The sequence below is a fragment of the Pseudomonas sp. BF-R-01 genome (genome assembly GCF_019946615.1).
GTDB classification, from domain to species: Bacteria; Pseudomonadota; Gammaproteobacteria; order Pseudomonadales; family Pseudomonadaceae; genus Aquipseudomonas; species Aquipseudomonas migulae.
The window spans coordinates 41,090-67,624 of the sequence record NZ_JAGYFX010000018.1; the positions used below are offsets into that span (position 1 = coordinate 41,090).

At 60.8% G+C, this 26,535-nt stretch carries 19 protein-coding genes; 1 reads left to right on the forward strand and 18 read right to left on the reverse strand.

Going from position 1 to position 26,535, the window contains the following annotated elements:
- Nucleotide 1: 1 nt before the first annotated feature.
- The 18 genes from gspG to KGB27_RS09850 all read right to left on the reverse strand — a co-directional run bounded on the left by gspG (nucleotide 2) and on the right by KGB27_RS09850 (nucleotide 23,804).
- Entirely contained in the window at nucleotides 2–457 is a 456-nt protein-coding gene (gene gspG, locus KGB27_RS09765) for a type II secretion system major pseudopilin GspG (protein ID WP_207284680.1), read from the reverse strand.
- A gap of 3 nt (nucleotides 458–460) precedes the next feature.
- Nucleotides 461–1,669 (reverse strand): type II secretion system inner membrane protein GspF, encoded by a 1,209-nt coding sequence (gene gspF, locus KGB27_RS09770; RefSeq protein WP_223554188.1) that lies wholly within the window; start codon nucleotides 1,667–1,669, stop codon nucleotides 461–463.
- Between the two features lie 3 nt (nucleotides 1,670–1,672).
- Nucleotides 1,673–3,154 (reverse strand): type II secretion system ATPase GspE, encoded by a 1,482-nt coding sequence (gspE, locus tag KGB27_RS09775; RefSeq protein WP_223554190.1) that lies wholly within the window; start codon nucleotides 3,152–3,154, stop codon nucleotides 1,673–1,675.
- A complete protein-coding gene (gspD, locus tag KGB27_RS09780) occupies nucleotides 3,151–5,079 on the reverse strand; it encodes a type II secretion system secretin GspD (RefSeq protein WP_223554191.1) in 1,929 nt (642 codons plus the stop codon). The genes gspE and gspD overlap by 4 nt, the downstream gene beginning before the upstream one ends.
- A gap of 7 nt (nucleotides 5,080–5,086) precedes the next feature.
- Complete coding sequence (locus KGB27_RS09785) at nucleotides 5,087–5,491, reverse strand: type II secretion system protein N (RefSeq protein ID WP_317850701.1); 405 nt, start codon at nucleotides 5,489–5,491, stop codon at nucleotides 5,087–5,089.
- Between the two features lie 101 nt (nucleotides 5,492–5,592).
- Nucleotides 5,593–6,135, reverse strand: coding sequence for a cytochrome b (locus KGB27_RS09790; protein WP_223554196.1), 543 nt, complete (start codon nucleotides 6,133–6,135; stop codon nucleotides 5,593–5,595).
- A gap of 77 nt (nucleotides 6,136–6,212) precedes the next feature.
- Complete coding sequence (gene gbpA, locus KGB27_RS09795; RefSeq protein ID WP_223554198.1) at nucleotides 6,213–7,679, reverse strand: N-acetylglucosamine-binding protein GbpA; 1,467 nt, start codon at nucleotides 7,677–7,679, stop codon at nucleotides 6,213–6,215.
- 291 nt (nucleotides 7,680–7,970) lie between these two features.
- Nucleotides 7,971–9,038, reverse strand: a complete 1,068-nt coding sequence (gene hemE / locus KGB27_RS09800; protein ID WP_008025187.1) for a uroporphyrinogen decarboxylase — start codon at nucleotides 9,036–9,038, stop codon at nucleotides 7,971–7,973.
- 246 nt (nucleotides 9,039–9,284) lie between these two features.
- Nucleotides 9,285–10,703: an FAD-dependent oxidoreductase gene (locus KGB27_RS09805; protein WP_192226859.1), complete on the reverse strand. Its 1,419-nt coding sequence runs from the start codon at nucleotides 10,701–10,703 to the stop codon at nucleotides 9,285–9,287.
- A gap of 33 nt (nucleotides 10,704–10,736) precedes the next feature.
- Nucleotides 10,737–15,182 (reverse strand): glutamate synthase large subunit, encoded by a 4,446-nt coding sequence (gene gltB / locus KGB27_RS09810; protein WP_223554200.1) that lies wholly within the window; start codon nucleotides 15,180–15,182, stop codon nucleotides 10,737–10,739.
- Between the two features lie 350 nt (nucleotides 15,183–15,532).
- Complete coding sequence (locus KGB27_RS09815) at nucleotides 15,533–17,146, reverse strand: AAA family ATPase (protein WP_223554202.1); 1,614 nt, start codon at nucleotides 17,144–17,146, stop codon at nucleotides 15,533–15,535.
- Between the two features lie 10 nt (nucleotides 17,147–17,156).
- On the reverse strand, nucleotides 17,157–18,257 hold the full coding sequence (gene aroB / locus KGB27_RS09820) for a 3-dehydroquinate synthase (RefSeq protein ID WP_008041853.1): 1,101 nt from the start codon (nucleotides 18,255–18,257) through the stop codon (nucleotides 17,157–17,159).
- 151 nt (nucleotides 18,258–18,408) lie between these two features.
- Nucleotides 18,409–18,927, reverse strand: a complete 519-nt coding sequence (gene aroK, locus KGB27_RS09825) for a shikimate kinase AroK (RefSeq protein WP_032828585.1) — start codon at nucleotides 18,925–18,927, stop codon at nucleotides 18,409–18,411.
- Nucleotides 18,928–18,931: 4 nt separating this feature from the next.
- Complete coding sequence (pilQ, locus tag KGB27_RS09830) at nucleotides 18,932–21,016, reverse strand: type IV pilus secretin PilQ (RefSeq protein ID WP_008041855.1); 2,085 nt, start codon at nucleotides 21,014–21,016, stop codon at nucleotides 18,932–18,934.
- A 13-nt stretch (nucleotides 21,017–21,029) separates the two neighbouring features.
- A complete protein-coding gene (locus KGB27_RS09835; RefSeq protein WP_008025197.1) occupies nucleotides 21,030–21,557 on the reverse strand; it encodes a pilus assembly protein PilP in 528 nt (175 codons plus the stop codon).
- Nucleotides 21,554–22,177, reverse strand: a complete 624-nt coding sequence (pilO, locus tag KGB27_RS09840) for a type 4a pilus biogenesis protein PilO (protein WP_008041857.1) — start codon at nucleotides 22,175–22,177, stop codon at nucleotides 21,554–21,556. Before pilO ends, KGB27_RS09835 begins: the two co-directional genes overlap by 4 nt.
- Nucleotides 22,174–22,740, reverse strand: coding sequence for a PilN domain-containing protein (locus KGB27_RS09845; RefSeq protein ID WP_223554206.1), 567 nt, complete (start codon nucleotides 22,738–22,740; stop codon nucleotides 22,174–22,176). Before KGB27_RS09845 ends, pilO begins: the two co-directional genes overlap by 4 nt.
- Nucleotides 22,740–23,804, reverse strand: a complete 1,065-nt coding sequence (locus KGB27_RS09850) for a pilus assembly protein PilM (RefSeq protein WP_008041861.1) — start codon at nucleotides 23,802–23,804, stop codon at nucleotides 22,740–22,742. The genes KGB27_RS09845 and KGB27_RS09850 overlap by 1 nt, the downstream gene beginning before the upstream one ends.
- Nucleotides 23,805–24,022: 218 nt before the next feature.
- Here KGB27_RS09850 and KGB27_RS09855 point away from each other — a divergent pair, with 218 nt between their 5' ends.
- On the forward strand, nucleotides 24,023–26,458 hold the full coding sequence (locus tag KGB27_RS09855) for a penicillin-binding protein 1A (protein ID WP_411736699.1): 2,436 nt from the start codon (nucleotides 24,023–24,025) through the stop codon (nucleotides 26,456–26,458).
- Nucleotides 26,459–26,535 lie beyond the last annotated feature (77 nt).

Below are 26,535 nucleotides of genomic sequence, written 5' to 3' on the forward strand. Positions count from 1 at the left end.
GTCAGTCGCCCCAGTTGCCGATATCGGCCGCATGCCCTTCGCCACCCTTCACGCCATCGGAACCGAGGGAATACAAGTCATAGCTGCCGTCCACCGAATGCACACCGGGATTGAGGTACTGATAGGGCGTGTTCCACGGATCGACCGGCAGGCTTTTCAGATAACCCTGAGGGTTCCAGTTCCTCGCCGCCGGCAGGCCGGAAGGTTGTTTGCTCAAGGCTTCCAGCCCCTGCTGTGTCGAGGGGTAGTTGAAGTTGTCGAGGCGATACATTTCGAGGGCCGTAGCGATGGCCTGGAGATCAATTTTGCTGGCGGTGACTTTGGCCTGGTCGGGACGGCTCATGAACTGCGGCACCACGATGGCCCCCAGCACGCCGATGATGACGACCACCACCATGATTTCGATCAGGGTAAAACCGCGCTGAGCGCGAGGACTGTTTCTCTGTGCTGCATTCATGGGTCAATTCACCAATTGGTTGAGGCTGAGAATCGGTAGGAGGATGGCCATGACGATCAGCAGCACCACGCCGCCCATCAGCACCAGCATGGCCGGTTCAAAAAGGCTCACGACCAGTGCGATACGCGCCGCCAGGCTGCTTTCTTGCTGTTCGGCGGCCCGCACCAGCATGCGATCGAGTTCACCGGCACGTTCGCCGCTGGCGATCATGTGCAGCATCATCGGCGGGATGTCGCCGCTCAGTTCCAGGCCGCGAGTCAGCGTTCCACCTTCACGGACCGAGCGCGCGACATCGGCCATGCGGCTGCGGATGGTCAGGTTGCCGATGACGGCCGCCGCGATCTCCAGCGCGTCCACCAATGGCACTGCACTTTTGCCGAGGATCGCCAGCGTGCTGGCGAACCGCGCGGCTTCCATCGCCCGCAGCACTTCGCCCATGACCGGCAGTTTCAACGCGAGACGATGCCAGCGCAGGCGCCAGGCCGGCTGGCGCAGGCTCCAGCGCCAGAGGCCGAGCAACGTCGCCAGCACGCCCATCAACAGCAGAAAGTGATTGCGCAGCCCATTGCTGAGGGCAATCAGCGCCTGCGTCAGCCAGGGCAACGGCTGGCCACTGTCGACGAAGATCTTCACCACGTCCGGCACCACGTAGCCGAGCAGAAAACCAACAATCGCGACACTGGCCAACATCAGGATCAACGGGTACACCAGGGCCATCTGGATTTTCTGCCGCGACGCCTGGCGGGCCTGGGTGTAAGCGGCCAGTTGTTCCAGCACATGCCCCAAGTGACCGGAACGTTCGCCAGCCGCGACGGTGGCGCGGAACAATTCGGGGAACGCCTTGGGAAATTGAGCCAGCGCCGTCGACAGGGCATGACCTTCCATCACCCGACTCCTGACCGCCGACAACAGACCGGCAACCTTGCGCTTTGCGCTCTGCTTCGTCACCGCTTCAAGGGCTTCCTCCAGAGGTAGCCCTGCCTGAACGAGGGTGGACAGCTGCAAGGTCAACAGCGCCAGATCCGCCACGCTCAGACGTCCGCTGCGAGGCTGCGTCCCGGTGTCGCCACCTGCCCTGACCTCGCTCAACTCACGCGGCCACAAGCCGCGCTCGCGCATCAGCTGCCGGGCATGTCGCGGGCCGTCGGCCTCCAGTCGGCCTTTGCAGCGTCGGCCCCGGGCGTCGTCAGCGCGGTAATCGAACGTCGGCACTCGCTAGTCCTCCTGGGTCACGCGCAGTAATTCGTCGAGGCTGGTCGCGCCCTCCAGCACCCGCTGGCGACCGTCCTGAAACAGGCTGCGGGAGACCTTGCGCGTCTCTTCTATCAACGCCTGTTCGCTCGCACCTTGATGAATCAGAACCGAGACGGCGGGCGTCACGCTGATCAGCTCGTAGATCCCGATCCGCCCGCGATAACCGTGCTGACACTGGTCGCATCCCACTGCCCTGAACAGCTGCGCCGGCGCTGCCGAATCGAGCCCGAGGCGCTCGCATGTAGCCTCATCGGCGCTGTACGCCGTCTTGCAATGAGGACACAACGTGCGCAGTAAACGCTGGGCCAGAATGCCCACCAGCGACGACGCCAGCAGGTAGGCATCGACGCCCATGTCCACCAGCCGCGTCACTGCACCGACGGCACTGTTGGTGTGCAACGTCGAGAGCACCAGGTGCCCGGTCAGCGATGCCTGGACGGCGATTTCCGCCGTCTCGCGATCACGGATTTCGCCGACCATCACCACGTCCGGATCCTGTCGCAAGATCGCCCGCAAGCCGCGGGCAAACGTCATGTCCACTTTCGGATTGACCGGCATCTGCCCCACACCCGGCAGGTGATATTCGATGGGGTCTTCGACCGTGAGAATGTTGCGTGTCTGATCGTTCAGGCTGCTCAGCGCGGCGTACAGACTGGTGGTCTTGCCGGAACCGGTAGGCCCGGTTACCAGCAGAATGCCGTGAGGTTTTGCGAGCAACTGGCGCAACGCGGCGAGGGTATCGGCAGGCATGCCGAGTCGCGGCAATTCCAGGCGCCCGGCCTGCTTGTCGAGCAGGCGCAGCACCACCCGTTCGCCGTGGGCCGAAGGCAGCGTAGAGACCCGCACATCGACTTCGTGCCCGGCCAGTCGCAGGGCCATTCGACCATCCTGCGGGACCCGTTTTTCAGCAATGTCCAGGCGCGCCATGACCTTGATCCGCGACACCAGCAAGGTGGCCAGTTCACGTCGGGGCCTGAACATTTCGCGCAATTGCCCGTCGACGCGCATGCGTACCGACAGGTATTGCTCGAAAGTTTCCAGGTGCACGTCCGACGCGTGCTCGCGCACCGCTTCGCTGAGCAGTGCGTTGATCAACCGGATGATCGGCGCGTCGCCCTGCTGCTCCAGCAGGTCGGCGGTTTGCGGGACTTGATCGACCAGGCTGAGCAGGTCCAGCTCTTCGTCCAGCCCTTGGGCAACTTGCTCGGCTGCGCTCTGACCTTCGCGATAAGCGACGGCCAGACGTGCGGCGAATACATCAGGCTCAAGCACCCGCATCGACAGATTCCGAGCGCTTGCCCGACGGGCTTCCGACAGGGCCGTGAGCGGCGTATTGGCGCGCAGTACAAGGCTTGAGCCCGGCCCGTCGTGCTCCAGCAGTACGCCGAAACGCCGGGCGAAACCGAAGGGCAATGGCTGGAGGGATTCACGCGACTCGCTCATGGCGATTCCGCCGCTGATTTACGCAAATCGAACACGGGGGCGTCGGGCGCGGGGTCGAACAATTGACGCGCCTCGGCCGGCAGCAGCAAGGAGTTGTTCCCTCGCGCGCCGGGCTTGCTCAATTCACGCAGCGCGTTGTAACGCTGCTGGCTGACGTCTGACAGGTCTTCCTTGCTGCGCACGATGGTCGGCCGCAAAAACACCATCAGGTTGCTTTTGGTCTGGGTGTCGCGGGTCCAGCGAAACAGCGCACCGAGGTAGGGAATGTCGCGCAGCAACGGCACCCCGCTCTGTTGGGTGCGGACGCTGTCCCTGATCAGCCCGCCGATGACGATGATTTCGCCATCGTCCGCCAGGATCGTGCTCTTGAGCGCACGTTTGTTGGTGATCAGGTCCGAAGAATCGATGCCCGATACCGAAGGCGCGATGTCCGACACTTCCTGCGCGACCTCCAGGCGCAACGTCGAGCCTTCGTTGATGTACGGCTTGATCTTCAGGCTGATGCCCACGTCCTTGCGCTCGACGGTGGTAAACGGATTTTCCGCGCCGTTGCTGTTGGTGGCGTAGGAGCCGGTCTTGAACGGGACGTTTTGGCCGACGATGATTTCTGCCTCCTGATTGTCCAGGGTCAGCAGGCTCGGCGTGGACAGCAGGTTGCTGCGGGTGTTGCTGGCCAGCGCCGAAACCAACGCGCCGAAGCGGTCACTACCCAGTCGCAGGACGGCCCCTTCCGGCGCGGATTTTTTCTCGTCAAAGTTCAACCCGCCGATGATCGGAATATCGGTGCCGGGAAAGTTGATGAAGCCTTTTGCATCGCTGCCGCTGACGCTCCACTGAACACCCACGGCCTCGGCGATGTCCCCGGAAATCTCGACGATGGCGGCATGGATCAGCACCTGCGCCCGAGGCTGGTCCAACTGACGCACGATGTCCTCGATGGTGCGGATTTGCGCCGGTTCGGCGATCAGCACCAGCGCATTCTGGCTTTCGTCGGCCTTGATCATGAACGTCGTGCCGGCTGAGTTATCCCGGGCGCCACCGACGGCCGTTGCCGGCTTTCGGCCCTGCCCCATCGTTTCGAGGACTTCGGCCAATTGCCTGGCATCGCTGTGACGCAGGCGAATCACCCGCGCATTGTCGAGGGTGGCGGTCGCGGGGGTATCGAGACGGCGTGCGAGGTCGATCAGGCGCTGGCGAACCGACGGTGGACCAATGAGGATCAGCCGATTGGTTCTGGCGTCGGCCAGCACCTGGATCGCCGTATCAGCGCTGCGTTTGCCCAGCGAGGACTCCATCACAGTCGCCACATCAGCAGCCTGTGCGTGCTGCATTTGCACCACGGCATGCTGGTTGTTCTGCCCGGAATCCAGTTGCCGGACCACCTGCGCGATACGGTTCACATTGGCCGCAGTATCGGTGACCACCAGCGCATTGGCTGACACCGAAGGACCGACATAGCCGTTGGCCGACACCAGCGGCCGAACCAGGCCGGCAATGTCGGAAGCGCTGCTGGTGTTCAGTTCGACGACCTGGGTGATGAATTGCGAAGCCGTGGCGTTTTTTGCAATGCCTTGGCCGGCGCGGGTTTTCGCTTCGGTGACCGGCGTAATCAGGATCCGGTCACCCTCGTCGATGACCGTGAAGTTGTGGGCATCCAGCACCGAATAAAACAATCGGCGAACACCTTCGCGGTCGAGGGCCTGACGGGACATGACGGTGATGCGCCCGGAGACTCTGGGATCAAGCACCACCGTGGTCCCGAGAATGGTGGAGATTTCCTCGACGATGTCGCGCAGCTCGGCATTGTTCATCGCCAGTTGCCATTTTTCTTCCTCGGCCCGTACCGCACCGTGAAAGAGTGACAGCGCCAACGCGGCGAGAAAAAGCAGGATGCGCAACGCCTTCGCGCTGATGGAAAAGTTCATGGGTTGATCACTCTGACGGCCCGGAGAGCGGGCGTAGAAAATGCGCAGGAGTCGCGGGGGCCGGAGCCTCGGTTTGCGCGTCTAATCGACGCAAGAGCTGCGTGGCAGACGTCTGCAGCGTCAGCACTTCTTCTCGCCCCTTGTTCCACAACACCGCCCTATCCGCCTCGACGCGACGCAGGACGCTGCCACCCGGCAACGGATCGCCCACCTGATAAATCCGCGAGCTTTGAGCGTCTGCCAGCAGCGCTCTGGACAACCCTGTGGCCAGGACAAAACTGGCCTGCAGGGTCAGCGGCTCGGCGCTGGCCAACAACGTGGCTCCCGCCGTCAGACCGAGCACCGTCGCCACCGCAGTGGTATCCAGAGGTGCAGGGGACGGTGGCGTCGCTATCGTTGCAACGGTGGGCATTGGTGCGACACGGCTTTGACGAAACCCCCACTCTTGCCACACCAGAAAGGCTCCGTACGCGACTGTCACCAGCAGCAGGCCGAGGGTACAGAGCCGCCCGTTCACTCGGTGCGGTCACTGCGAACATTGCTGCACAAGGACATTCGCCGCAGTACGCGGTGACCGCACAGTTCATGGAAAATCACCGCACCGACATGCATCGCGATCAGCAGTGAAAGCACCAGGCATGACCAAACGTGCATGGTGACAAACAGCGCGATAAGCGCTGGATCACTCAGCGGCTGCACAATATCGACCCACCCGAATACATCAATCGGGCGGTCCATCATCAACACACCGGTCACCAGCACGACAGTCACCGTCAGGTAGATCAGCGTGTGGGCAAACAGCGCGAGTTTTTCCATGGGCGACAAAGTGTTCACGCTCGTCTGCCGGGCGTGAACGACAAAAATAAACAGCCGCCAGACAAAAAACGGGATGAACACCGTCGTCAGCGACACATTGATAAAGGCAACCCGCTCACCGACGCGGGCTGGCACGTCCACAAAGGCCACATAGAACCCCGACACCAGCGTCCAGATAATCACCGCCGCCGACACCCAGTGCAGCCATACGCGTTGGGTGGAGTAACCCGAAACCGTCATTTTCAACTCGATTTTTCAACAGGAAGATAAGCCTTCAGGCAATCCTGTTCCGGATCGCCTGAAGTGTTACGAGAGACTTAGATTTTGTCCCACGCCATGTGCCAGTGCCCCCCTACACCGGGCTCAAAGCCGTTGGCCGTCGGGGTGTATTGCTTGCAGTAACCGGACGCGGGGAATGGCTTGCATTCGAAGATTTCATTGGTCTTCGGTTGCAGCACTTTGGTGCCGGCGGTGTACTCGCTGATGCCTTCGGGGAACACGAAGTCGTGCTCGATGCCCGCGCCTTCACCGGTCATGTGGGTGGGCTGGGTGTCCTGGCGAGTGGTGCGACCATCCAGCGTGGTGCCGACCAGCGTCAGGGTGTGTTTGCCGGGATTGCTGCGAACATCCATGGTCAGCCAGGTCGGACCGCTGTCTACCTGCTTCGCGACGGAACCGACCGGCTTGTTGTTCTCGTCGAACAAGGTCGCTTCGACGTTCATCGCACGGTTCGAGATCATGCTGAACTGGACGTTGGCCAGGCCTTTGTCCAGAACGTATTCGGCTTGCTGGGAGGCCACCGACATACGCGCGGCGGTGTCTTCCTTCATGTCCAGCTGAACTTCGAATCGGGTTACGCCGCTTTCTTTCTGGGCGTAGAGGGTGTTGTTACCCCGGACCGGTTCGATGTTGCCGCTCTCATCACGAATACCGGCACGGATAAGCGATTGGGTGCTGTTGATTTTTTCTGCGAGTTTGAACGCCCAGTTGTTCGGCGAGCCTTCCTCGGCAGTGTCGATGGAGATCTCGACGTCGTAATTCGGGCTGACACCGTTGGCAGAGAATGCACGGGCCTTGACCTTGTCGCCGATCTGCAATTGGGCCGATGGCGTGATGCCGCCAACGGAAGACCAGCCACCGGGCAACGACGGTTCGCCGAGGATGTTCACATCGACAGCGTTGTAAAACGCCGCGTCGGTATCACCGACGGTCCAGATCCCGAGAATCACGTGCTGACCGGATTTGTCGCCAGGAATGTTGCAGTTGTGTTTGGCGCCGGACACCGGCAGCTGATGATTCCCCTCGACGACGCAGAACGGGGTGCTTTCGAACGAGGCGCGCTTGAGGGATTCGTTAACGTTCCAGCCGTTGCGAGTGATGAAGTACTCATGCTTGGTGGCCGGGTGAGCCTGGGTGTAGCGCCATTGGAAATCGATGTTGCGGTCTTTGATTTCCGTTAATTGCCAACGGGTAGCGGACTGAGCATCCATAGCGGAGAACGATGGATGACCGCCACTTGGAATCTTGCCATCGATCGGCCCTTGCAAAGGCGCACCGCCTGTACCAGCCGGAAAACCTTTGAATGTTTCGCCAACACTTTGAGGCTCGTATTGCGCGGAACCACAGTTGGTGTTCACCCCTTTCTGGCACAGCAGTGCGCGCGAAGGCGGCACTTCCATATAGCCATGGGCCGAAACAGTTTGAGACGCCAACATTGCCGATAACAGGATCATTGAAGAGGAGCATGCGCTTAGCGCACCTCCCTTGTAGAAGGTCTTTTTCATGAGTGTGTTCCAGACTACTTATCGAAAATTAAGGCGCCACAAGGACGCCGCTGTTCGTAATCTCGTTCGGTGGGTTGCACCGGACGAAGGTCTGAAACCTTACTGAGATGAGCACGAATTCTATGTAGGACAAGTCTCCGCTTGCATGGGGATTACTCTCTCTCTTCAGTTGTCTGACAAAGAGAGAAAACATTCTTACAGGATGAAACGGATTAGGCTGGCACACGGTATTTCAGACAAAAAAAAGCCTGCCCGGCGTTGGCCGGACAGGCTTGATGGAACCTGCGAGGACTACTCGTGATACTGCGCCGACAGCTCATGCACCGCGCGCAGGAACGCACCCGCATGTTCCGGATCGACTTCCGGCGTAATGCCATGACCCAGGTTGAACACGTGGCCGCTGCCCTTGCCGTAGCTGGCGAGGATCCGTCCGACTTCGGTACGAATGGCTTCCGGTTTGGCGTAGAGCACGGTCGGGTCCATGTTGCCTTGCAAGGCAACTTTGTCGCCAACGCGAGCCCGGGCATTGCCGATATCGCACGTCCAGTCCAGGCCCAGCGCATCAGCACCGGCATCAGCGATGCTTTCCAGCCACAGGCCGCCGTTCTTGGTGAACAGGATGACCGGAACCTTGCGGCCTTCGTGTTCGCGGATCAGGCCGCTGACGATTTTGCGCATGTAGGCCAGGGAGAATTCCTGGTACGCCGCCGCCGACAGGTTGCCGCCCCACGTGTCGAAGATCTGCACCGCTTGCGCGCCGGCCATGATCTGGCCGTTGAGGTACGAGGTCACCGACTGCGCCAGCTTGTCCAGCAGCAGGTGCATGGCTTGCGGGTTGTCGTAGAGCATGGCTTTGGTCTTGCGGAAGTCTTTCGACGAACCGCCTTCAACCATATAGGTGGCCAGGGTCCATGGGCTGCCGGAGAAACCGATCAGCGGTACACGGCCGTTCAGTTCGCGGCGGATGGTGCTGACCGCGTCCATCACGTAACCGAGGTCTTTGTGCGGATCAGGAATCGGCAGGGCTTCGATGTCGGCCATCGTGCTGACGACTTTTTTGAAGCGCGGACCTTCACCGGTTTCGAAGTACAGGCCCTGGCCCATGGCGTCCGGGATGGTGAGGATGTCGGAGAACAGGATTGCCGCGTCCAGTTGCGGATAGCGGTCGAGCGGTTGCATGGTGACTTCGCAAGCGAACGCCGGGTTCATGCACAGGCTCATGAAGTCGCCGGCCTTGGCACGGCTGGCGCGGTATTCAGGCAAGTAGCGACCGGCCTGACGCATCATCCACACAGGGGTAACGTCTACAGGTTGCTTGAGCAGGGCGCGAAGGAAACGGTCGTTCTTCAGGGCAGTCATGTCGGCATCCGGAAAAAAAGTGCGGGCATTTTCTCAGAGCTCGACGCAAAAGGCACGGATGCAGGTCAGCCTTTTGTCTATCGGGTCAATTTGTCGCGGGGGAACCACATCTTCGCAACACCACAAAGCACTGTAGGAGCTGGCTTGCCGGCGATGCGGACACCTCGGTCTGTCAGTCAGACCGAAGTGATGCTATCGCTGGCAAGCCAGCTCCTACAGGGGTTGCATTCCAATGTTGGAGTGCGATCAGACGCCCAGGTAATCCAGGATCCCTTCAGCCGCATTGCGGCCTTCGAAGATCGCCGTCACCACCAGGTCGGAACCGCGAACCATATCGCCACCGGCGAAGATTTTCGGGTTGCTGGTCTGGTGCTTGAACTGACCTTGTTCAGGCGCAACTACGCGGCCCTGGCTGTCGGTCTGGATGCTGAACTGCTCGAACCACGGCGCCGGGCTTGGACGGAAACCGAAAGCGATGACCACGGCGTCGGCCGGGATGATCTCTTCGGAGCCCGGGATCGGCTCGGGGCTGCGACGGCCACGGGCGTCCGGCTCGCCGAGACGGGTCTCGACCACCTTCACGCCTTCAACCTTGTCTTCACCCACGATGGCGATCGGCTGGCGGTTGTAGAGGAATTTCACGCCTTCTTCCTTGGCGTTCTTCACCTCTTTGCGCGAGCCAGGCATGTTCGCTTCGTCACGACGATACGCACAGGTCACCGACTTGGCGCCCTGGCGGATCGACGTACGGTTGCAGTCCATCGCCGTATCACCGCCGCCCAGTACCACAACCTTCTTGCCTTTCATGTCGACGAAATCTTCCGGCGACTTTTCAAAGCCCAGGTTGCGGTTGACGTTAGCGATCAGGAAGTCCAGCGCGTCATGCACGCCCGGCAGGTCTTCACCGGCAAAGCCGCCCTTCATGTAGGTGTAGGTGCCCATGCCCATGAACACGGCATCGTATTCTTCGAGCAGTTGCTCGACGGACACGTCCTTGCCCACTTCGGTGTTCAGGCGGAACTCGATGCCCATGCCGGTGAAGACTTCGCGGCGATTGCTCAGCACGGTCTTTTCCAGCTTGAACTCCGGGATGCCGAAGGTCAGCAGACCGCCGATTTCCGGGTTCTTGTCGAACACCACCGGGGTCACGCCGCCGCGTACCAGCACGTCGGCACAACCGAGGCCGGCCGGGCCTGCGCCGATGATCGCGACACGTTTGCCGGTCGGCTTGACCTTGGACATGTCCGGGCGCCAGCCCATGGCGAACGCGGTGTCGGTGATGTACTTCTCGACCGAACCGATGGTCACCGCGCCGAAGCCGTCGTTGAGGGTGCAGGCACCCTCGCACAGACGATCCTGCGGGCACACCCGGCCGCAGACTTCCGGCAGGGTGTTGGTCTGGTGCGACAGCTCGGCGGCCTGGAGGATGTTGCCCTCGGCCACCAGTTTCAGCCAGTTCGGAATGAAGTTGTGCACCGGGCACTTCCATTCGCAATACGGGTTACCGCAACCCAGGCAGCGGTGGGCCTGATCGGCCGAATGCTGGGGTTTGAAGGGTTCGTAGATCTCCACGAACTCTTTCTTGCGTTGACGCAACAGTTTCTTCTTCGGATCTTTGCGCCCGACGTCGATGAACTGGAAGTCGTTATTCAGACGTTCAGCCATTGTTAAAACCTCATCAAACTCTTCAGGCGCATATCACTGCGGGTTGGCACGGGTGCTGGAAAGCAACGTTTTCAAGCTGGCAGCCTTGGGCTTGACCAACCAGAAACGGCGCAGGTAGTCATCGAGGTTTTCTGCGAGTTCACGACCCCACTCGCTGTCGGTTTCCTCGACGTACTCGTTCAGCACGCGTTGCAGGTGGCTACGGTAGGCTTCCATCGCTTCGCCGCTGATCCGCTGGATTTCCACCAGTTCGTGGTTGACCCGGTCAACGAAGGTGTTGTCCTGGTCGAGCACGTAGGCGAAACCGCCGGTCATGCCTGAGCCGAAGTTGTAACCGGTTTTGCCCAGGACGCAGACGAAACCACCGGTCATGTACTCGCAGCAGTGATCGCCAGTGCCTTCCACCACGGTGTGAGCACCGGAGTTACGCACTGCGAAACGCTCGCCCGCAGTGCCGGCAGCGAACAACTTGCCGCCGGTGGCGCCGTACAGGCAGGTGTTGCCGATGATGGCACTGTCCTGAGTCTTGTAGGCGCTGCCCTTCGGCGGAACGATGACCAGTTTGCCACCGGTCATGCCTTTGCCGACGTAGTCGTTGGCATCGCCTTCCAGGTACATGTTCAAACCGCCGGCGTTCCACACACCGAAGCTCTGACCGGCCGTCCCTTTGAAGCGGAAGGTGATCGGCGCGTTCGCCATGCCTTGGTTGCCGTGCTTGCGCGCGATTTCACCGGAGATCCGCGCGCCGATCGAACGGTCGCAGTTGCAGATATCCAGCGCGAATTCGGCGCCGCTCATGTCGTTGATGGCCGAGGTGGCCATATCGATCATTTTCTCGGCCAGCAGGCCTTTGTCGAACGGCGGGTTGCGGTCGACCTGGCAGAACTGAGGCTTGTCTGCCGGGATGTGATCGCTGCCCAGCAACGGGGTCAGGTCCAGGTGGTTCTGCTTGGCGGTCTGGCCTTCGAGGACTTCCAGCAGATCGGTGCGACCGATCAGCTCTTCGAGGGAGCGCACGCCCAGCTTGGCCAGCCACTCACGGGTTTCTTCGGCGACGTAGGTGAAGAAATTCACCACCATGTCGACGGTGCCGATGTAGTGATCCTTGCGCAGCTTCTCGCTCTGAGTCGCGACGCCGGTGGCGCAGTTGTTCAGGTGGCAGATACGCAGGTATTTGCAACCCAGGGCAATCATTGGCGCGGTGCCGAAACCGAAGCTTTCAGCGCCGAGGATGGCCGCCTTGATCACATCGAGGCCGGTTTTCAGGCCGCCGTCGGTCTGTACCCGGACTTTGCCGCGCAGGTCGTTGCCACGCAGGGTCTGGTGGGTTTCGGCCAGGCCGAGTTCCCACGGAGCGCCCGCGTATTTGATCGAGGTCAGCGGCGATGCACCGGTGCCGCCGTCGTAGCCGGAAATGGTGATCAAGTCCGCATAGGCCTTGGCCACACCGGCGGCGATGGTGCCGACGCCCGCTTCTGCTACCAGCTTCACCGAGACCAGCGCTTTCGGGTTGACTTGTTTCAGGTCGAAAATCAGCTGCGACAAGTCTTCGATCGAGTAGATGTCGTGGTGCGGCGGCGGCGAAATCAGGGTCACGCCCGGCACTGCGTAACGCAGCTTGGCGATCAGACCGTTGACCTTGCCGCCTGGCAGTTGACCGCCTTCGCCGGGCTTGGCGCCCTGGGCAACCTTGATCTGCAGCACTTCAGCGTTGACCAGGTATTCCGGGGTCACACCGAAACGGCCTGTCGCGACTTGCTTGATTTTCGAGCTCTTGATGGTGCCGTAGCGCGCCGGGTCTTCGCCGCCTTCGCCGGAGTTGGAACGCGCACCGAGGCGGTTCATGGCTTCGGCCAGGGCTTCGTGAGCTTCCGGCGACAGTGCGCCAAGCGAAATGCCGGCGGAGTCAAAGCGCTTGAGCACCGATTCCAGCGGTTCGATCTCGCTGATGTCCAGCGGCGTGGCCAGCGTCTTGACGTTGAACAGGTCGCGGATCATCGACACCGGACGGTTGTCCACCAGCGACGTGTATTCCTTGAACTTGCTGTAGTCGCCCTGCTGCACAGCGGCTTGCAGGGTGTTGACCACGTCCGGGTTGTAGGCGTGATATTCGCCACCGTGGACGAACTTCAGCAGGCCGCCTTGCTGGATCGGCTTGCGCGGGCTCCAGGCTTCGGCGGCGAGGGCTTTCTGCTCGGCTTCGATGTCGACGAAACGTGCGCCCTTGATGCGGCTCGGCACGCCACGGAAGCTCAGGTCGCAGACTTCCTCGGACAGGCCGATCGCTTCGAACAGCTGTGCACCACGGTACGAGGCGATGGTCGAGATACCCATCTTCGACAGGATCTTCAGCAGGCCTTTAGTGATGCCTTTGCGGTAGTTCTTGAACACCTCATAGAGGTCGCCCAGCACTTCACCGGTACGGATCAGGTCGCCCAGCACTTCATAAGCCAGGAACGGATAGACCGCCGAGGCGCCGAAGCCGATCAACACCGCAAAGTGGTGCGGGTCGCGTGCGGTGGCGGTTTCCACCAGGATGTTGGAGTCGCAACGCAGGCCTTTTTCGGTCAGGCGGTGGTGTACCGCGCCGGTGGCCAGGGAAGCGTGGATCGGCAACTTGCCCGGTGCAATGTGACGGTCGCTCAGGACGATCTGGGTGCGACCGGCGCGAACGGCTTCTTCAGCCTGATCGGCGACGTTGCGCACGGCAGCTTCGAGGCCGACGCTTTCGTCGTAGTTGAGGTCGATGATCGCGCGCTCGAAGCCCGGACGATCGAGGTTCATCAGCGAGCGCCACTTGGCCGGGGAAATGACCGGCGAGCTGAGGATTACGCGCGAGGCGTGTTCCGGCGACTCCTGGAAGATGTTGCGCTCGGCACCGAGGCAGATCTCCAGCGACATGACGATGGCTTCACGCAGCGGGTCGATCGGCGGGTTGGTCACCTGCGCGAACTGCTGGCGGAAATAGTCGTACGGCGTGCGCACGCGCTGGGACAGCACGGCCATCGGCGTATCGTCGCCCATGGAGCCAACGGCTTCGTAGCCTTGTTCGCCGAGCGGACGCAGCACTTGGTCGCGCTCTTCGAACGTGACCTGATACATCTTCATGTACTGCTTGAGCTGATCGACATCGTAGAACGCCGAACCGTGGTCGTTGTCTTCCATGGTCGCCTGGATGCGCAGGGCATTCTTGCGCAGCCATTGCTTGTACGGATGACGGGACTTCAGACGGTTGTCGATCGCGTCGGTGTCGAGGATCTGGCCGGTTTCGGTGTCCACGGCAAAGATCTGGCCCGGGCCAACGCGGCCCTTGGCGATCACGTCTTCAGGCTGGTAGTTCCAGACACCGATTTCCGACGCCAGGGTGATGAAACCGTTCTTGGTGGTGACCCAACGCGCCGGACGCAGACCGTTACGGTCGAGCAGGCACACCGCGTAACGACCGTCGGTCATTACCACGCCGGCCGGGCCGTCCCACGGTTCCATGTGCATCGAGTTGTATTCGTAGAACGCACGCAGGTCCGGGTCCATGGTTTCGACGTTCTGCCACGCAGGCGGAATGATCATCCGCACGCCACGGAACAGGTCGATGCCACCGGTGACCATCAGCTCGAGCATGTTGTCCATGCTGGAGGAGTCGGAACCGACGCGGTTCACCAGCGGGCCGAGTTCTTCCAGATCCATCAGATCGTTGGTGAACTTGGTGCGACGGGCCTGGGCCCAGTTGCGGTTGCCGGTGATGGTGTTGATCTCGCCGTTGTGGGCGAGGAAGCGGAATGGCTGGGCCAGCGGCCATTTCGGCAGGGTGTTGGTGGAAAAGCGCTGGTGGAACACGCAAATCGAGGTTTGCAGGCGCTGATCGCTGAGGTCTGGATAGAAGGCGGTCAAATCCGCCGGCATCATCAGGCCTTTGTAGATGATGGTCTTGTGCGAAAAGCTGCAGATGTAGTGATCGACGTCGGCGGCGTTGGCCACGGACGAGCGACGACGGGCGCTGAACAGCTTGATCGCCATGTCCTGATCGCTCAGGCCTTCACCGCCGATGTAGACCTGCTCGATCTGCGGCAGGCGCTCAAGGGCCAGGCGGCCGAGGACGCTGGTGTCGATCGGCACTTTGCGCCAGCCGACCAGGGTCAGGCCTTCGGCCAGGATCTCGCGGTTCATGTTCTCGCGAGCGGCTTCGGCTTTGACCGGGTCCTGGTTGAAGAAGACCATGCCCACCGCATATTGCTTGGGCAGTTCGACGCCGAAGGTTTCCTGGGCGATGGCTCGCAGGAACACGTCCGGCTTTTGAATCAGCAGACCGCAACCGTCACCGGTCTTGCCGTCGGCGTTGATCCCACCGCGGTGGGTCATGCAGGTCAGGGCCTCGATGGCCGTTTGCAAAAGGGTATGACTGGGCTCGCCCTGCATATGGGCTATCAGGCCGAAACCGCAGTTATCCTTGAATTCATCTGGTTGGTACAGACCTGCTTTCATAGACACTTTCTCACCAGGCTGCCTCTTATCGAGGCAAATTTCTTTTCAATTCAACCACTTACCATCCGCGCCGAACGTACGCCAGCTTTGCGGGGGCAAAAGGGAGGTCATTGTACACACCGACACAGAGGCTCACAAATTTGACGACGAAATGTCGCAAATCTATGTCGCATTTGTGAAAGGTTTAAAGCGATCTGCTGTGCTAGTCAAAACTTTTTTAATTTTGACTGCAACGACTCAAAGACTACTGTGACGCAGACACCACAAGGCACGCGGCCTGTAGAGGCGGCATGCGCTTGTAGAAATTTTGAGGTGCCGGGAGAGGCGGCCTGGGTAAGGCCGCCGAATCTTCAGCGAGTTGTTGCCAGTTCCTGTTGGACGCTGGCGACAGTGCGAGGCCAAGGTTTACCAGCCTGAACCTTCGCTGGCAAGGCCTTGATGGCGGTAACGGCTGCATCGCGGTTGGCGAAGTTACCGTAAGTGATGACGTAAAGCGGCTTGCCGTTGAGGACTTTCTTGAAATAACGGTACTCGCCGCCCTGCTCTTTCACGAAGTTTTGCGCGGTCGCCTCGGAGCTGGTGCCGAGGATCTGCACCACGTAGTTACCCGGAGCCTGACCGGCGTACCAGGTGCCGCCGGCAGCCTTGGCCGCAGCCGCAGGTTTCTCGGCAGGCTTGGCGGTTGCGACGGCCGCAGGCTTGGCTGGCGCAGGCGCTGGTGCCGGCTTCGCTGCAGGCGTAGTCGGAACCGGCTTGGCCGTCGCGACCTGAGTCGGCGCTGGTGCAGGCGCTGGCGTCGGCTTGGCGGCTGGCGTCGGCGCAGGACCGGCCTGGATGCCCGCAGGAGGCGCGATGGTGGTCACGGTCGGCGGTGTAGCGCTGGAACCCTCTACCGGCACGCCATCGTCGCCCTCGGCAATGCCACCGGCGGCTTCAGCCAGCGGGCCACGCATGACCGGCTGCGAGTTGCCGACCAACGGCAATGGCATCGGTTGCGAATTACCGGCGAATTCCACGGCTGGTGCGCCGCCGCTGTTAGGTTGTGGCGTGCCCTGCCCGAGCGGCAGTTGCGCCTGTTCGTTGGCAGGTGCGCCGGTGGTCGGTGCTTTGCTGCGACCCGGCATCAACCAGGCGGCGGCTACCGCGACCACGACGACGGCGGAAATCGCCAATACGTGTTTCTTCGGCATGTTGAACCCCATACTTGGACGCTTGACCGCTGAGCGGCTGGCAATCATGGCTTCGATCATTGCATCGCGGGCAACCTGGTTGATGTTGCCAGGCCAGCCGTCGGAGCTTTCGTGAATATCAGAGATCTGTTCTGCGGTGAAAAGTTCGATACCCCGTCCAGCACCTTCGAGCCGCTGGTCCAGATATTCGCGGGTTTCTTCTTCGGTGTAAGGCTGCAGCTCGATGACGTGGAAGCGCTCTTCTTCAAGGCTCAGCGCCTCAAGTTGAGCGATCAGCGAGGATTCGCCGAACAGGAACACGTGCGGGCGGCCTTCCGGCGCACCGGCGGCCAGCTCCATCAAGGCTTCGAGCGCGGACTCGTCGAGCTGCTCGGCGTCGTCCACCAGCAAATAGACTTCCTGACCGGTCAGCGCGAGCTGCACGACCTGAGCCAGTATCGCGCCGGTCTCGGCCTCGGTGACGTTCAGCGCCTGAGCCACTTGACGCAGCACGCCCGCCGCATCACCGGCGCCACGGGCGGAAACCACCACGCTTTGAACGGACTGTTTATTGGTGCTGGCCACCAGGGCCTGACGCAACAGGGTCTTGCCACTGCCTTGCGGGCCGGTGACCACCAGCAGCAACTGGCTGTAACGGGCCAGGTGGTGCAGCTGACCCAGCACAGGTTTGCGCTGGGCCGGGAAGAATTTGAAGCCAGGCACCCGTGGAGCAAAAGGGTCATGACTCAACTGGTAATGGCCGAGGAAAGCCTCGTCGGCGTGCAAACTAGTCATCGGGATCTTATTAACCTTTAAGCTGAGCCAGGGCGCGGTAATCCGCTCCCAGCGTGGCCTGTAGAACCTCTTTCGGATAATCGTCGGTCACCACTGCTTCGCCCATGTGGCGCAGCAGCACCAGGCGCAAACGACCGTCGATCACTTTCTTGTCAATTGCCATGTGTTCGAGAAAATCGGCTTCAGTCATCTCTTCAGGCGGGATGACCGGCAGGCCGGCACGCTGGAACAGGCGAATGCCGCGATCGCGCTCTTGCTCACTGATCCAGCCCAGACGCGTGGACATTTCCAACGCCATTACCGTACCGGCAGCGACCGCTTCACCATGCAGCCAGACACCATAGCCCATGTGGGTTTCGATGGCGTGGCCGAACGTGTGGCCCAGGTTCAACGTGGCGCGAACACCGGTTTCCTTTTCATCGGCGCCGACCACCGCCGCCTTCGCCGCGCAGGAGCGCTCGATGGCATAGGTCAGGGCGACCTGGTCCAGGGCGCGCAGGCGATCGACGTTTTCTTCGAGCCAGGTCAGGAAGGGCTCGTCGCAGATCAAGCCGTATTTGATGACTTCAGCAAGCCCGGCGGACAACTCGCGGGCCGGCAGGGTATTGAGGGAGGCGGTATCGATCAGCACCACGTTCGGCTGATAGAACGCGCCGACCATGTTTTTGCCCAGCGGATGATTGATCCCGGTCTTGCCGCCCACCGAGGAGTCGACTTGCGACAACAGAGTGGTTGGAACCTGGATGAAATCGACGCCACGCTGGTAACAGGCGGCGGCAAACCCGGCCATGTCGCCAATCACGCCGCCACCGAGGGCGATCACGGTCGTGCGACGGTCGTGTCGTGCGGTCAGCAAGCCGTCGAAAATCAGTTGCAGGGTTTCCCAGGTCTTGAAGGCTTCGCCGTCGGGCAGCACCACGGAAATCACCGAATACTGCGCAAGGCTGCGGGTCAGACGTTCAAGATAGAGCGGCGCAACGGTTTCGTTGGAGATGATCGCCACTTGCCGTCCGCGAATATGCGGGGCCAGCAGCTCAGGCTGATCCAACAAACCTTCGCCAATATGAATCGGGTAGCTGCGCTCGCCTAGATCGACCTTGAGTGTCTGCATGTGTCCCCACAGTGAAGATGAAATCAGGCGTCCCGCCTTGAGTTATCGAGTATCCAGGGCATCTGATGGTGTGACGCCGTTCGGTAGCCATCCGCCACAACCTTGAGCGATCGTGGCAGGACGCCGAGGATAGCGCATTTCGCGCTGCGCTTTAACGGGGAGGCAGTTGCTGCAAGCGCTCGAGAATATCGAGCACCACCATACGCGGCGGCCGCTCATCCGTTTCAACCACCAGGTCGGCGATTTCCCGATAAAGCGGGTCGCGCAACTCCAGCAAATCCCGAAGGGTCTTGGCCGGGTCGGCAGTACGCAACAGTGGCCGATTGCGGTCGCGGGCAGTGCGGCCGACCTGCTGCTCCACGGAAGCGTGCAGATAAACCACCCGACCACCGGCACGCAGCGCCCGACGATTGGCTTCGCGCATGACTGCACCGCCACCGGTCGCCAGCACCACGCCGTCGCAATCGCACAGCTCGGCAATCATCGCCTGCTCGCGGTCGCGAAAGCCCGGTTCGCCTTCCTTATCGAAGATCCATGGGATATTGGCGCCCGTGCGCAATTCAATTTCCTTATCGGAATCTTTGAATGGCAGGCGCAGCTCTTTGGCCAGCAACCGGCCGATGGTGCTTTTTCCAGCCCCCATCGGTCCAACAAGAATCAAATTTCGCACAGAATCAATGACTCACAGCAATCGCCTGGTTGTTCATGATACGCGGAGTGAGAAATACCAGCAGCTCGGATTTTTTCTCCGAAACCACGTCACGCCGGAAAAGGCGGCCAAGATACGGCACATCGCCGAGAAATGGCACCTTATCTACAACCTTGCTCTGAGTATTTGAGAAAACGCCACCGATTACGATGGTCTCGCCGTCATTGACCAGGACCTTGGCGTTGACCTCGTTTTTCTTGATCGGCGGTACATCCTGGACCTTGTTCAGGTAGTCCGGTTCGTCCTTGGTGACCTTGACCTCCATGATGATCCGGTTGTCCGGGGTGATCTGCGGCGTCACTTCCAGCGACAGCGAGGCCTCTTTGAAGGACACCGATGTGGCGCCGCTGGAGCTGGCTTCCTGGTACGGGATCTCGGTGCCCTTGAGGATTTTGGCGGTTTCCTTGTCGGACGTGACCACTTTGGGCTGCGAGACGATTTCGCCGTTGCCGGTCTTCTCCATGGCGGTCAGTTCAAGATCCAGCAGCACATTGTCGGTGATGAAGGCGATACCGAGCCCCGAGGTGTTGGCGGCGGCGCCCATATCGACGAACGGCGAGTTGGTACTGGTGCTGCCGGGCGTGCCGATGGTCGACGAAGCATCGGCGCCGTTGCTGACCCCGGACGTGTTCCAGTTGCCTTTGTTCTGCAACGAACCACCCCAGCGCACGCCGAGGCTTTTGTCATAGTCGACGTTGGCTTCGACGATTCGCGCCTCGATCATCACCTGACGCACCGGGATGTCCAGTTGCGCGACGATCCGGCGAAGTTCGTCGAGGCGATCCTGGGTCTGATAGGCAATGATGTTGTTGGTCCGGTCATCGACAGTGATCGAACCCCGCTCATCCACTTTCGCCTCGGCACTGGTCACCGACGTGAACAACTTGGCGATATCCGCCGCCTTGGCGTAATTGACCTGCAGCAGCTCACGACGCAATGGCGCCAGATCGGCAATCTGCTTCTGCGATTCCAGCTCCTGACGTTCGCGCGCGGCAATCTCGTCGGCCGGCGCGACCAGCAGCACGTTGCCGATCTTGCGCTTGTCCAGCCCCTTGGTTTTCAGCACCAGGTCCAGCGCCTGATCCCATGGCACGTTTTGCAGACGCAAGGTGATGCCGCCCTGCACCGTGTCGCTGGCCACCAGATTGAGGTTGGTGAAGTCGGCGATCAGTTGCAGCACCGAGCGCACGTCAATGTCCTGGAAGTTCAGCGAGAGCTTTTCACCGGTGTAGGCAAAACGTTCGGCGTTGCGCTTTTGCAGGTCATCGACGGTCATCGGGCGAATGCTGACGGTGAGCTTGTTGTCGGTCTGGTAGGTCGAGTAATCGAAGGCGCCGCTGGGCTCGATGCTGATGGTCGCCCGATCACCGGTGGCACTGGCGTTGACGAACTGCACCGGCGTGGCGAAATCCTTGACGTCCAGGCGCACTCGCAGAGGTTCTGGTAATTGGGTTCTGGCAAAATTAAGGACGATCCTGCCATCGCGCTCCTGAATGTCCGGGGCGATGGAAGGGTCCGACAGGTCGATGACCACGTTGCCTTCGCCTTGGGTTCCACGCTGGAAATCCACGCCGCGAATGGCCTTGCTCGCCGGCGCATAAGCCTTGGCCGGCGCCGCAGTTGCCGTGGCGACCCGCGAAGGCCTGGCGGCAGGCGCGGCAGCGTTACTGCCTCCCCGCCCGACCACAACGAACAGGTTGTTGCCTTCGACCCGTGCGGTATACGGGGTCAATTGAGTCAGGTTGATGATCAGCCGTGTGCGATCCTTGGCTTCCACCACTGTGGCGCTGCGGGCGTTGCCGCCACCAAGATCACGGGTCTTGCTCGCCAACTGACTGACCACGCCAGGCAGATCCAGCGCAATCCGCGCAGGCTGCTCCGTCGTGTAACCGTGGGGCGCCGGCGGCGCGCCATCGAATGACAACTTCAACTCGACGCGGTCTCCCGGCAGCGCGGCAACATCCAGCGCCTTGAGGTTGGCCGCTTGTACCATCGGCGACAGCAACGCTATCCATAGCGAAATACCGAAGGTTGCGAAAATCCTGTTCATTATTCGAGTTCCACTATGAGTGCTCTTTCAAAGGGATAGTCCGTGGCCGCTCCAGCCAGGCGCCTTCGCCGTCAGGAACGATTTCGACCACATCGACTTGCGAGCCGCTGATGGCGACGATCCGGCCATCGTTGCGCCCCAGGTAATCGCCGACTTTCAGCCGATGCACACCGCCCGCCCCGCGCAACAGCGCAAAGGAGCCCGCCGCATTGGAGATCGTGCCGACCATTTCAAACTGCTCGATGTTGAAACCTTCGAGGTACTGCTTGACCCGACTGGGGTCTGGTTTGACATTGCGTGCGCCATGTTTTTGGCCGGCCAGATCAACTCTGAGCTGCCGGGAAAACGGGCTTCGCAAGTTAGCCGCGCTGTAGGTGAACGTTGGGTAAGACCGGAATGTCGGCGTTGGTTCAATCCTGCCGGGCGCACGCAGACGCATTTCGTTCATGTAAGCGTCGAGATCACTGAAGTCATTGCTGCCATCACAACCGGCCAGGGCGGCCAACATCCCGATCATCGGAAAAATACGAACCGGGCTCATTTTTGCAGCCCCTTGTCGTTGTAGCGGTAAGTCTTGGCGAGGATGCTCATGCGCAATTTCGCGCCGCCTTCGGGGTTGGCCGGGGCAAGGTCGAAGTCATGCAGGGTGACGATCCGTGGCAGCCCCGCCACGCCACTGACGAACGTGGCGAGGTCATGATAGGCACCGGTGACGGTGATCTGGATCGGCAGTTCGATGTAGAACGGCTGGGTCACCTCTGGCAGCAGTTTGATCTCTTCAAACTCCAGCCCGCTTCCGAGGCCGGTACGGGTGATGTCCTCCAGCAGGCCGGGCACTTCGGTGTCACTGGGCAATTGCCGCAGGAGCACGCCGAAGGAGTTCTCCATTTCCTTCATCTGCTGGGTGTACAGCTCAAGATTCGCCGCCATGTGGGCCTTGGTGGCGAATTGTTCCTTGAGGGTCGACTCTTCCTCGCGCTTGAGTTCAAGCTGGCTCTCAAGGTCACTGATGGAAAAGCTGTAGCCCAGCGCCAACACCAGAATCATCAATAGAAGACCCGCCAGCGCCTTGATGGCGGGCGGCCAGGACCCCATGTTGTTGGTGTCCAGATCGTTGATGTCGATCTTGCGCAGCCCTTCGATCCATTCGGCCGGCCTCATTGATCGGCCTCCACGGCAGCAGGCTGGGTCTGGCGCACGGTCAACTGAAAGACGTTGGCCTGATCCAGTTGGCCTGCGGTGGTCGCCTTGACCTCTGTCAGGGTGGGCGCATCGAACCAGTCCGATGCATCCAGATTGCGCATCAAGTCGGAAACTCGGTTATTGGATTCTGCCGCGCCGGTGATGGACAGGGTTTTACCTTCCATTTTCACCTCGGTGAAATAGACCCCGTCCGGCAAGGTGCGCGCCAACTGATCGAAGATCCGCCCGCTGATCGGACGATTGCCCTGCAGGTCCTGGATGATGCGCATGCGTTCGACCAGTTGCTGACGCCGCGCCTTGAGGTCGCTGATCTGTTTGATCCGTTCGTCGACCACCGCAATCTGTTTACCGATGTAATCGTTTCGGGCGACCTGTCGGTCGATGGCGCCGTTGATGGCCCGATCCGCGACCAGCACCACTGCCACAGCGCCCACCAGCACGCCGACCAGCGCCAGCAAAAAGCGTTTGCGACGTGCGTCCCGCAGCTCTTCGCGCCAAGGTAAAAGGTTGATCCGCGCCATCAGTCGAAGCTCCTGAGGGCTAACCCGCAGGCGATCATCAGCGCCGGTGCGTCGCTGGCCAGGGCACCGGCGTTGACCTTGCTGCCCAGGGTCATGTCGGAGAATGGATTGGCCACTTGCGTCGAAGTGCCCAGTCGCTCCTCGATCAATCGGTCCAGCCCCGGAACCGAAGCGGTGCCGCCAGCCAACAGGATATGGTCGACCGAGGTGTACTGGCCGGAAGCGAAGAAAAACTGCAACGAACGCGACACTTGCTGCACCAGCGCATCTCGGAAGGGCTGCAACACTTCGCTGACGTAATCGTCCGGCAAACCGCCCTGCTTCTTCGCCAGCCCCGCTTGCTCAACGGTCAGGCCATAACGCCGCTGGATTTCTTCCGTCAGTTGACGACCGCCGAACAACTGTTCGCGGGTGTAGATGATTTTCCCGTTGCGCAGCACGCTCAGGGTGGTCATGGTCGCGCCGATGTCGACCACGGCGACCGTCAGATCCTCGCGAGACGCCGCCAGATGCCCGGTCAGCAGGCCGAATGAGCGCTCCAGCGCGTAAGCCTCGACATCGACCACGCGCGCCGTCAGGCCGGCCAGTGCGAGCGCCGCTTCACGGACTTCGACGTTTTCCTTGCGACAGGCTGCCAGCAGCACACTGACCCGTTCCGGGTTGCGTGCCGATACGCCCTGTACTTCAAAGTCGATGGCGACTTCGTCCAGTGGATAAGGGATGTATTGATCGGCCTCGATCTTCAGCTGGTTTTCCAGCTCGTCGTCGGAAAGACCTGCATCCATTTCGATGGTTTTGGTGATGACGGCAGAACCGGCCACGGCTACGGCCACATTCTTGAGGCTGGTTCTGGCCTTGAGCAGCACGCGTGAAAGGGCCTGACCCACGCCTTCGAGTTCGGCGATATTTTTCTCGACCACTGCGTTGGCGGGTAGCGGTTCAACCGCATAAGCCTCGACCCGATAGCGGTCGCCCTGGCGGCTTAACTCCAGAAGTTTCACCGACGTGGAGCTGATGTCGATCCCCAAAAGCGTATTGGCTTTTTTATTGAAGAGTCCTAGCACTACCAATTCCCTATGACTATCCGTGTCTTACGGACTCTGTAATGTCCGTTGCGTTCAAACCACCCGTCTTGACAGCAGCGCAAATGACGCTCTCGACGTAAAAATGCTTATAATGCCCAGCGTTTTTTTCCGGTTTTTACTGCAAGCGCGGGTCGTTCCCTGTTTATCTGAACCCTGCTGCCTAATTCATTCTTTGCCCTGGATATCCCAAAGCCTTGATTCGTCTGCTGAAATTCTTCGGTTGGTCCATCGTCGCCGTTTTCTGCGGACTGCTCCTTGGTCTGAGTGGCGCGTTTCTTTACCTTAGTCCGGGATTGCCTTCTGTGGAGGCACTGCGAAGCATCCAGTTGCAGATTCCATTGCGCGTCTACAGCAGCGACAACAAGTTGATCGCAGAGTTTGGCGAAATGCGCCGTACACCGATCCGTTTCGCCGACATTCCCCCCAATTTCATTAATGCGTTACTAAGTGCTGAAGACGACAATTTCGCCAACCACTACGGCGTCGATCCCAGCAGCCTGATGCGTGCCGCCACCCAATTGGTCAAAAGCGGACACATCCAGTCCGGCGGCAGCACCATCACCATGCAGGTGGCGAAGAACTTCTTCCTGACCAGCGAACGCAGCTTCTCGCGCAAGACCACTGAAATCCTCCTGGCCCTGCAGATCGAACGGCAGCTGACCAAGGACGAGATCCTCGAGCTGTACGTCAACAAGATCTACCTGGGCAACCGCGCCTACGGCATCGAGGCCGCGGCGCAGGTTTACTACGGCAAGTCGATTCGTGACGTCAGCCTGGCGCAGATGGCGATGATCGCCGGCCTGCCGAAAGCTCCGTCGCGCTTCAACCCACTGGCCAATCCGGCTCGCAGCAAGGAACGTCGCGACTGGATCCTTGGCCGCATGTACAAGCTCGGCAAGATTACCGAGAGCGATTACACCGCCGCGATCAACGAGCCGCTGAACGCCAGCTATCACGTGCCGACCCCGGAAGTGAACGCGCCGTACATTGCTGAAATGGCCCGCGCCGAAATGGTCGGCCGCTACGGCAGCGATGCCTACACCGAGGGTTTCCGCGTCACGACCACCGTGCCGAGCAACCTGCAGGAAATGGCCAACACGGCCGTCCACGAAGGCCTGATGACCTACGATCAGCGTCACGGCTATCGCGGTCCCGAGTCGCGCCTGCCGGGCAAGACCCGCGAGGCCTGGATCTCGGAGCTGACCAAGCAGCGCACCATCAGCGGCCTTGAGCCGGCCATCGTCACGCAGGTCGAGAAGAACGGCCTGCAAGTGCTGACCCGTACCGGCGACGAACACATCGGCTGGGACAGCATGAAATGGGCGCGGCCGTTCCTGAACACCAACAGCATGGGCGCCAATCCGAAGCAGCCCTCGGATGTGGCTCAGGTCGGTGATCTGATTCGCGTACAGCGTCAGCCGGACAATTCGCTGAAATTCAGCCAGATCCCGCAAGCTCAGGGTGCACTGGTCTCCCTTGATCCGCAGAACGGTGCGATTCGCTCGCTGGTCGGAGGTTTCGCCTTTGAGCAGAGCAACTACAACCGTGCCCTGCAGGCCAAGCGCCAGCCAGGTTCGAGCTTCAAACCGTTCGTGTACAGCGCTGCGCTGGATAACGGCTACACCGCCGCCAGCCTGGTGAACGACGCACCGATCGTGTTCGTCGACGAGTACCTGGACAAGGTCTGGCGTCCAAAGAACGACACCAACACCTTCCTCGGCCCGATCCGCCTGCGTGAAGGGCTGTACAAGTCGCGCAACCTGGTGTCGATCCGACTGGTACAGGCGCTGGGCGTCGATCGCACCATCGACTACATCAGCAAGTTCGGCTTCAACAAGCAGGACCTGCCGCGCAACCTGTCGCTGGCCCTGGGCACCGCGACCCTGACGCCAATGGAAATCGCCACCGGCTGGAGCACGTTCGCCAACGGCGGCTTCAAGATCACCCCGTACATCATCGACAAGATCGAAAGCCGCAATGGCGACACGCTGTTCGTCGCCAATCCGCCAAGCGTGCCGAAAGGCGATGTGGCCACCGACGGCATCGCCGCGCCGACTGCCGAGGCCTTTACGGTCAACGCGACGCCGGGCGAAGCTCCAGGTCTGTCAACACCTCAGGCTCCGGCCGTGGCCGAACGCATTGTCGATGGTCGCACCACTTACATCCTCAACAGCATGCTCGAGGACGTGATCAAACTCGGCACCGGCCGTCGCGCACTGGCCTTGGGGCGCCCCGACATTGCAGGCAAAACCGGTACGACCAACGAATCGAAGGATGCCTGGTTCTCGGGCTATAACGCCGATTACGTGACCACCGTCTGGACCGGTTTCGACCAACCGGAAAGCCTGGGCAAACGCGAGTTCGGCGGCACCGTTGCCCTGCCGATCTGGATGAACTACATGGGCGCCGCGCTCAAAGACAAGCCGCCACACACGCAACCGGAACCGGAAGGCATCCTCAGCCTACGGGTTGACCCGGTCAGCGGCCGGGCAGCCACCCCAGGCACGCCTGGAGCGTACTTCGAACTGTTCAAGGCCGAAGATACGCCACCGTCGGTGAATGAGCTGGGCAACGGCAATGCGCCGGGCAGCCCGCTGCCAGCGGATGAAGCGGCGCCGATCGATTTGTTCTGATCGCAGCACCACCCGAAAAGCCCCGCCTTCGAGAGAAGTGCGGGGCTTTTTGTTGTCTGCGATTTATGGGTTGTATT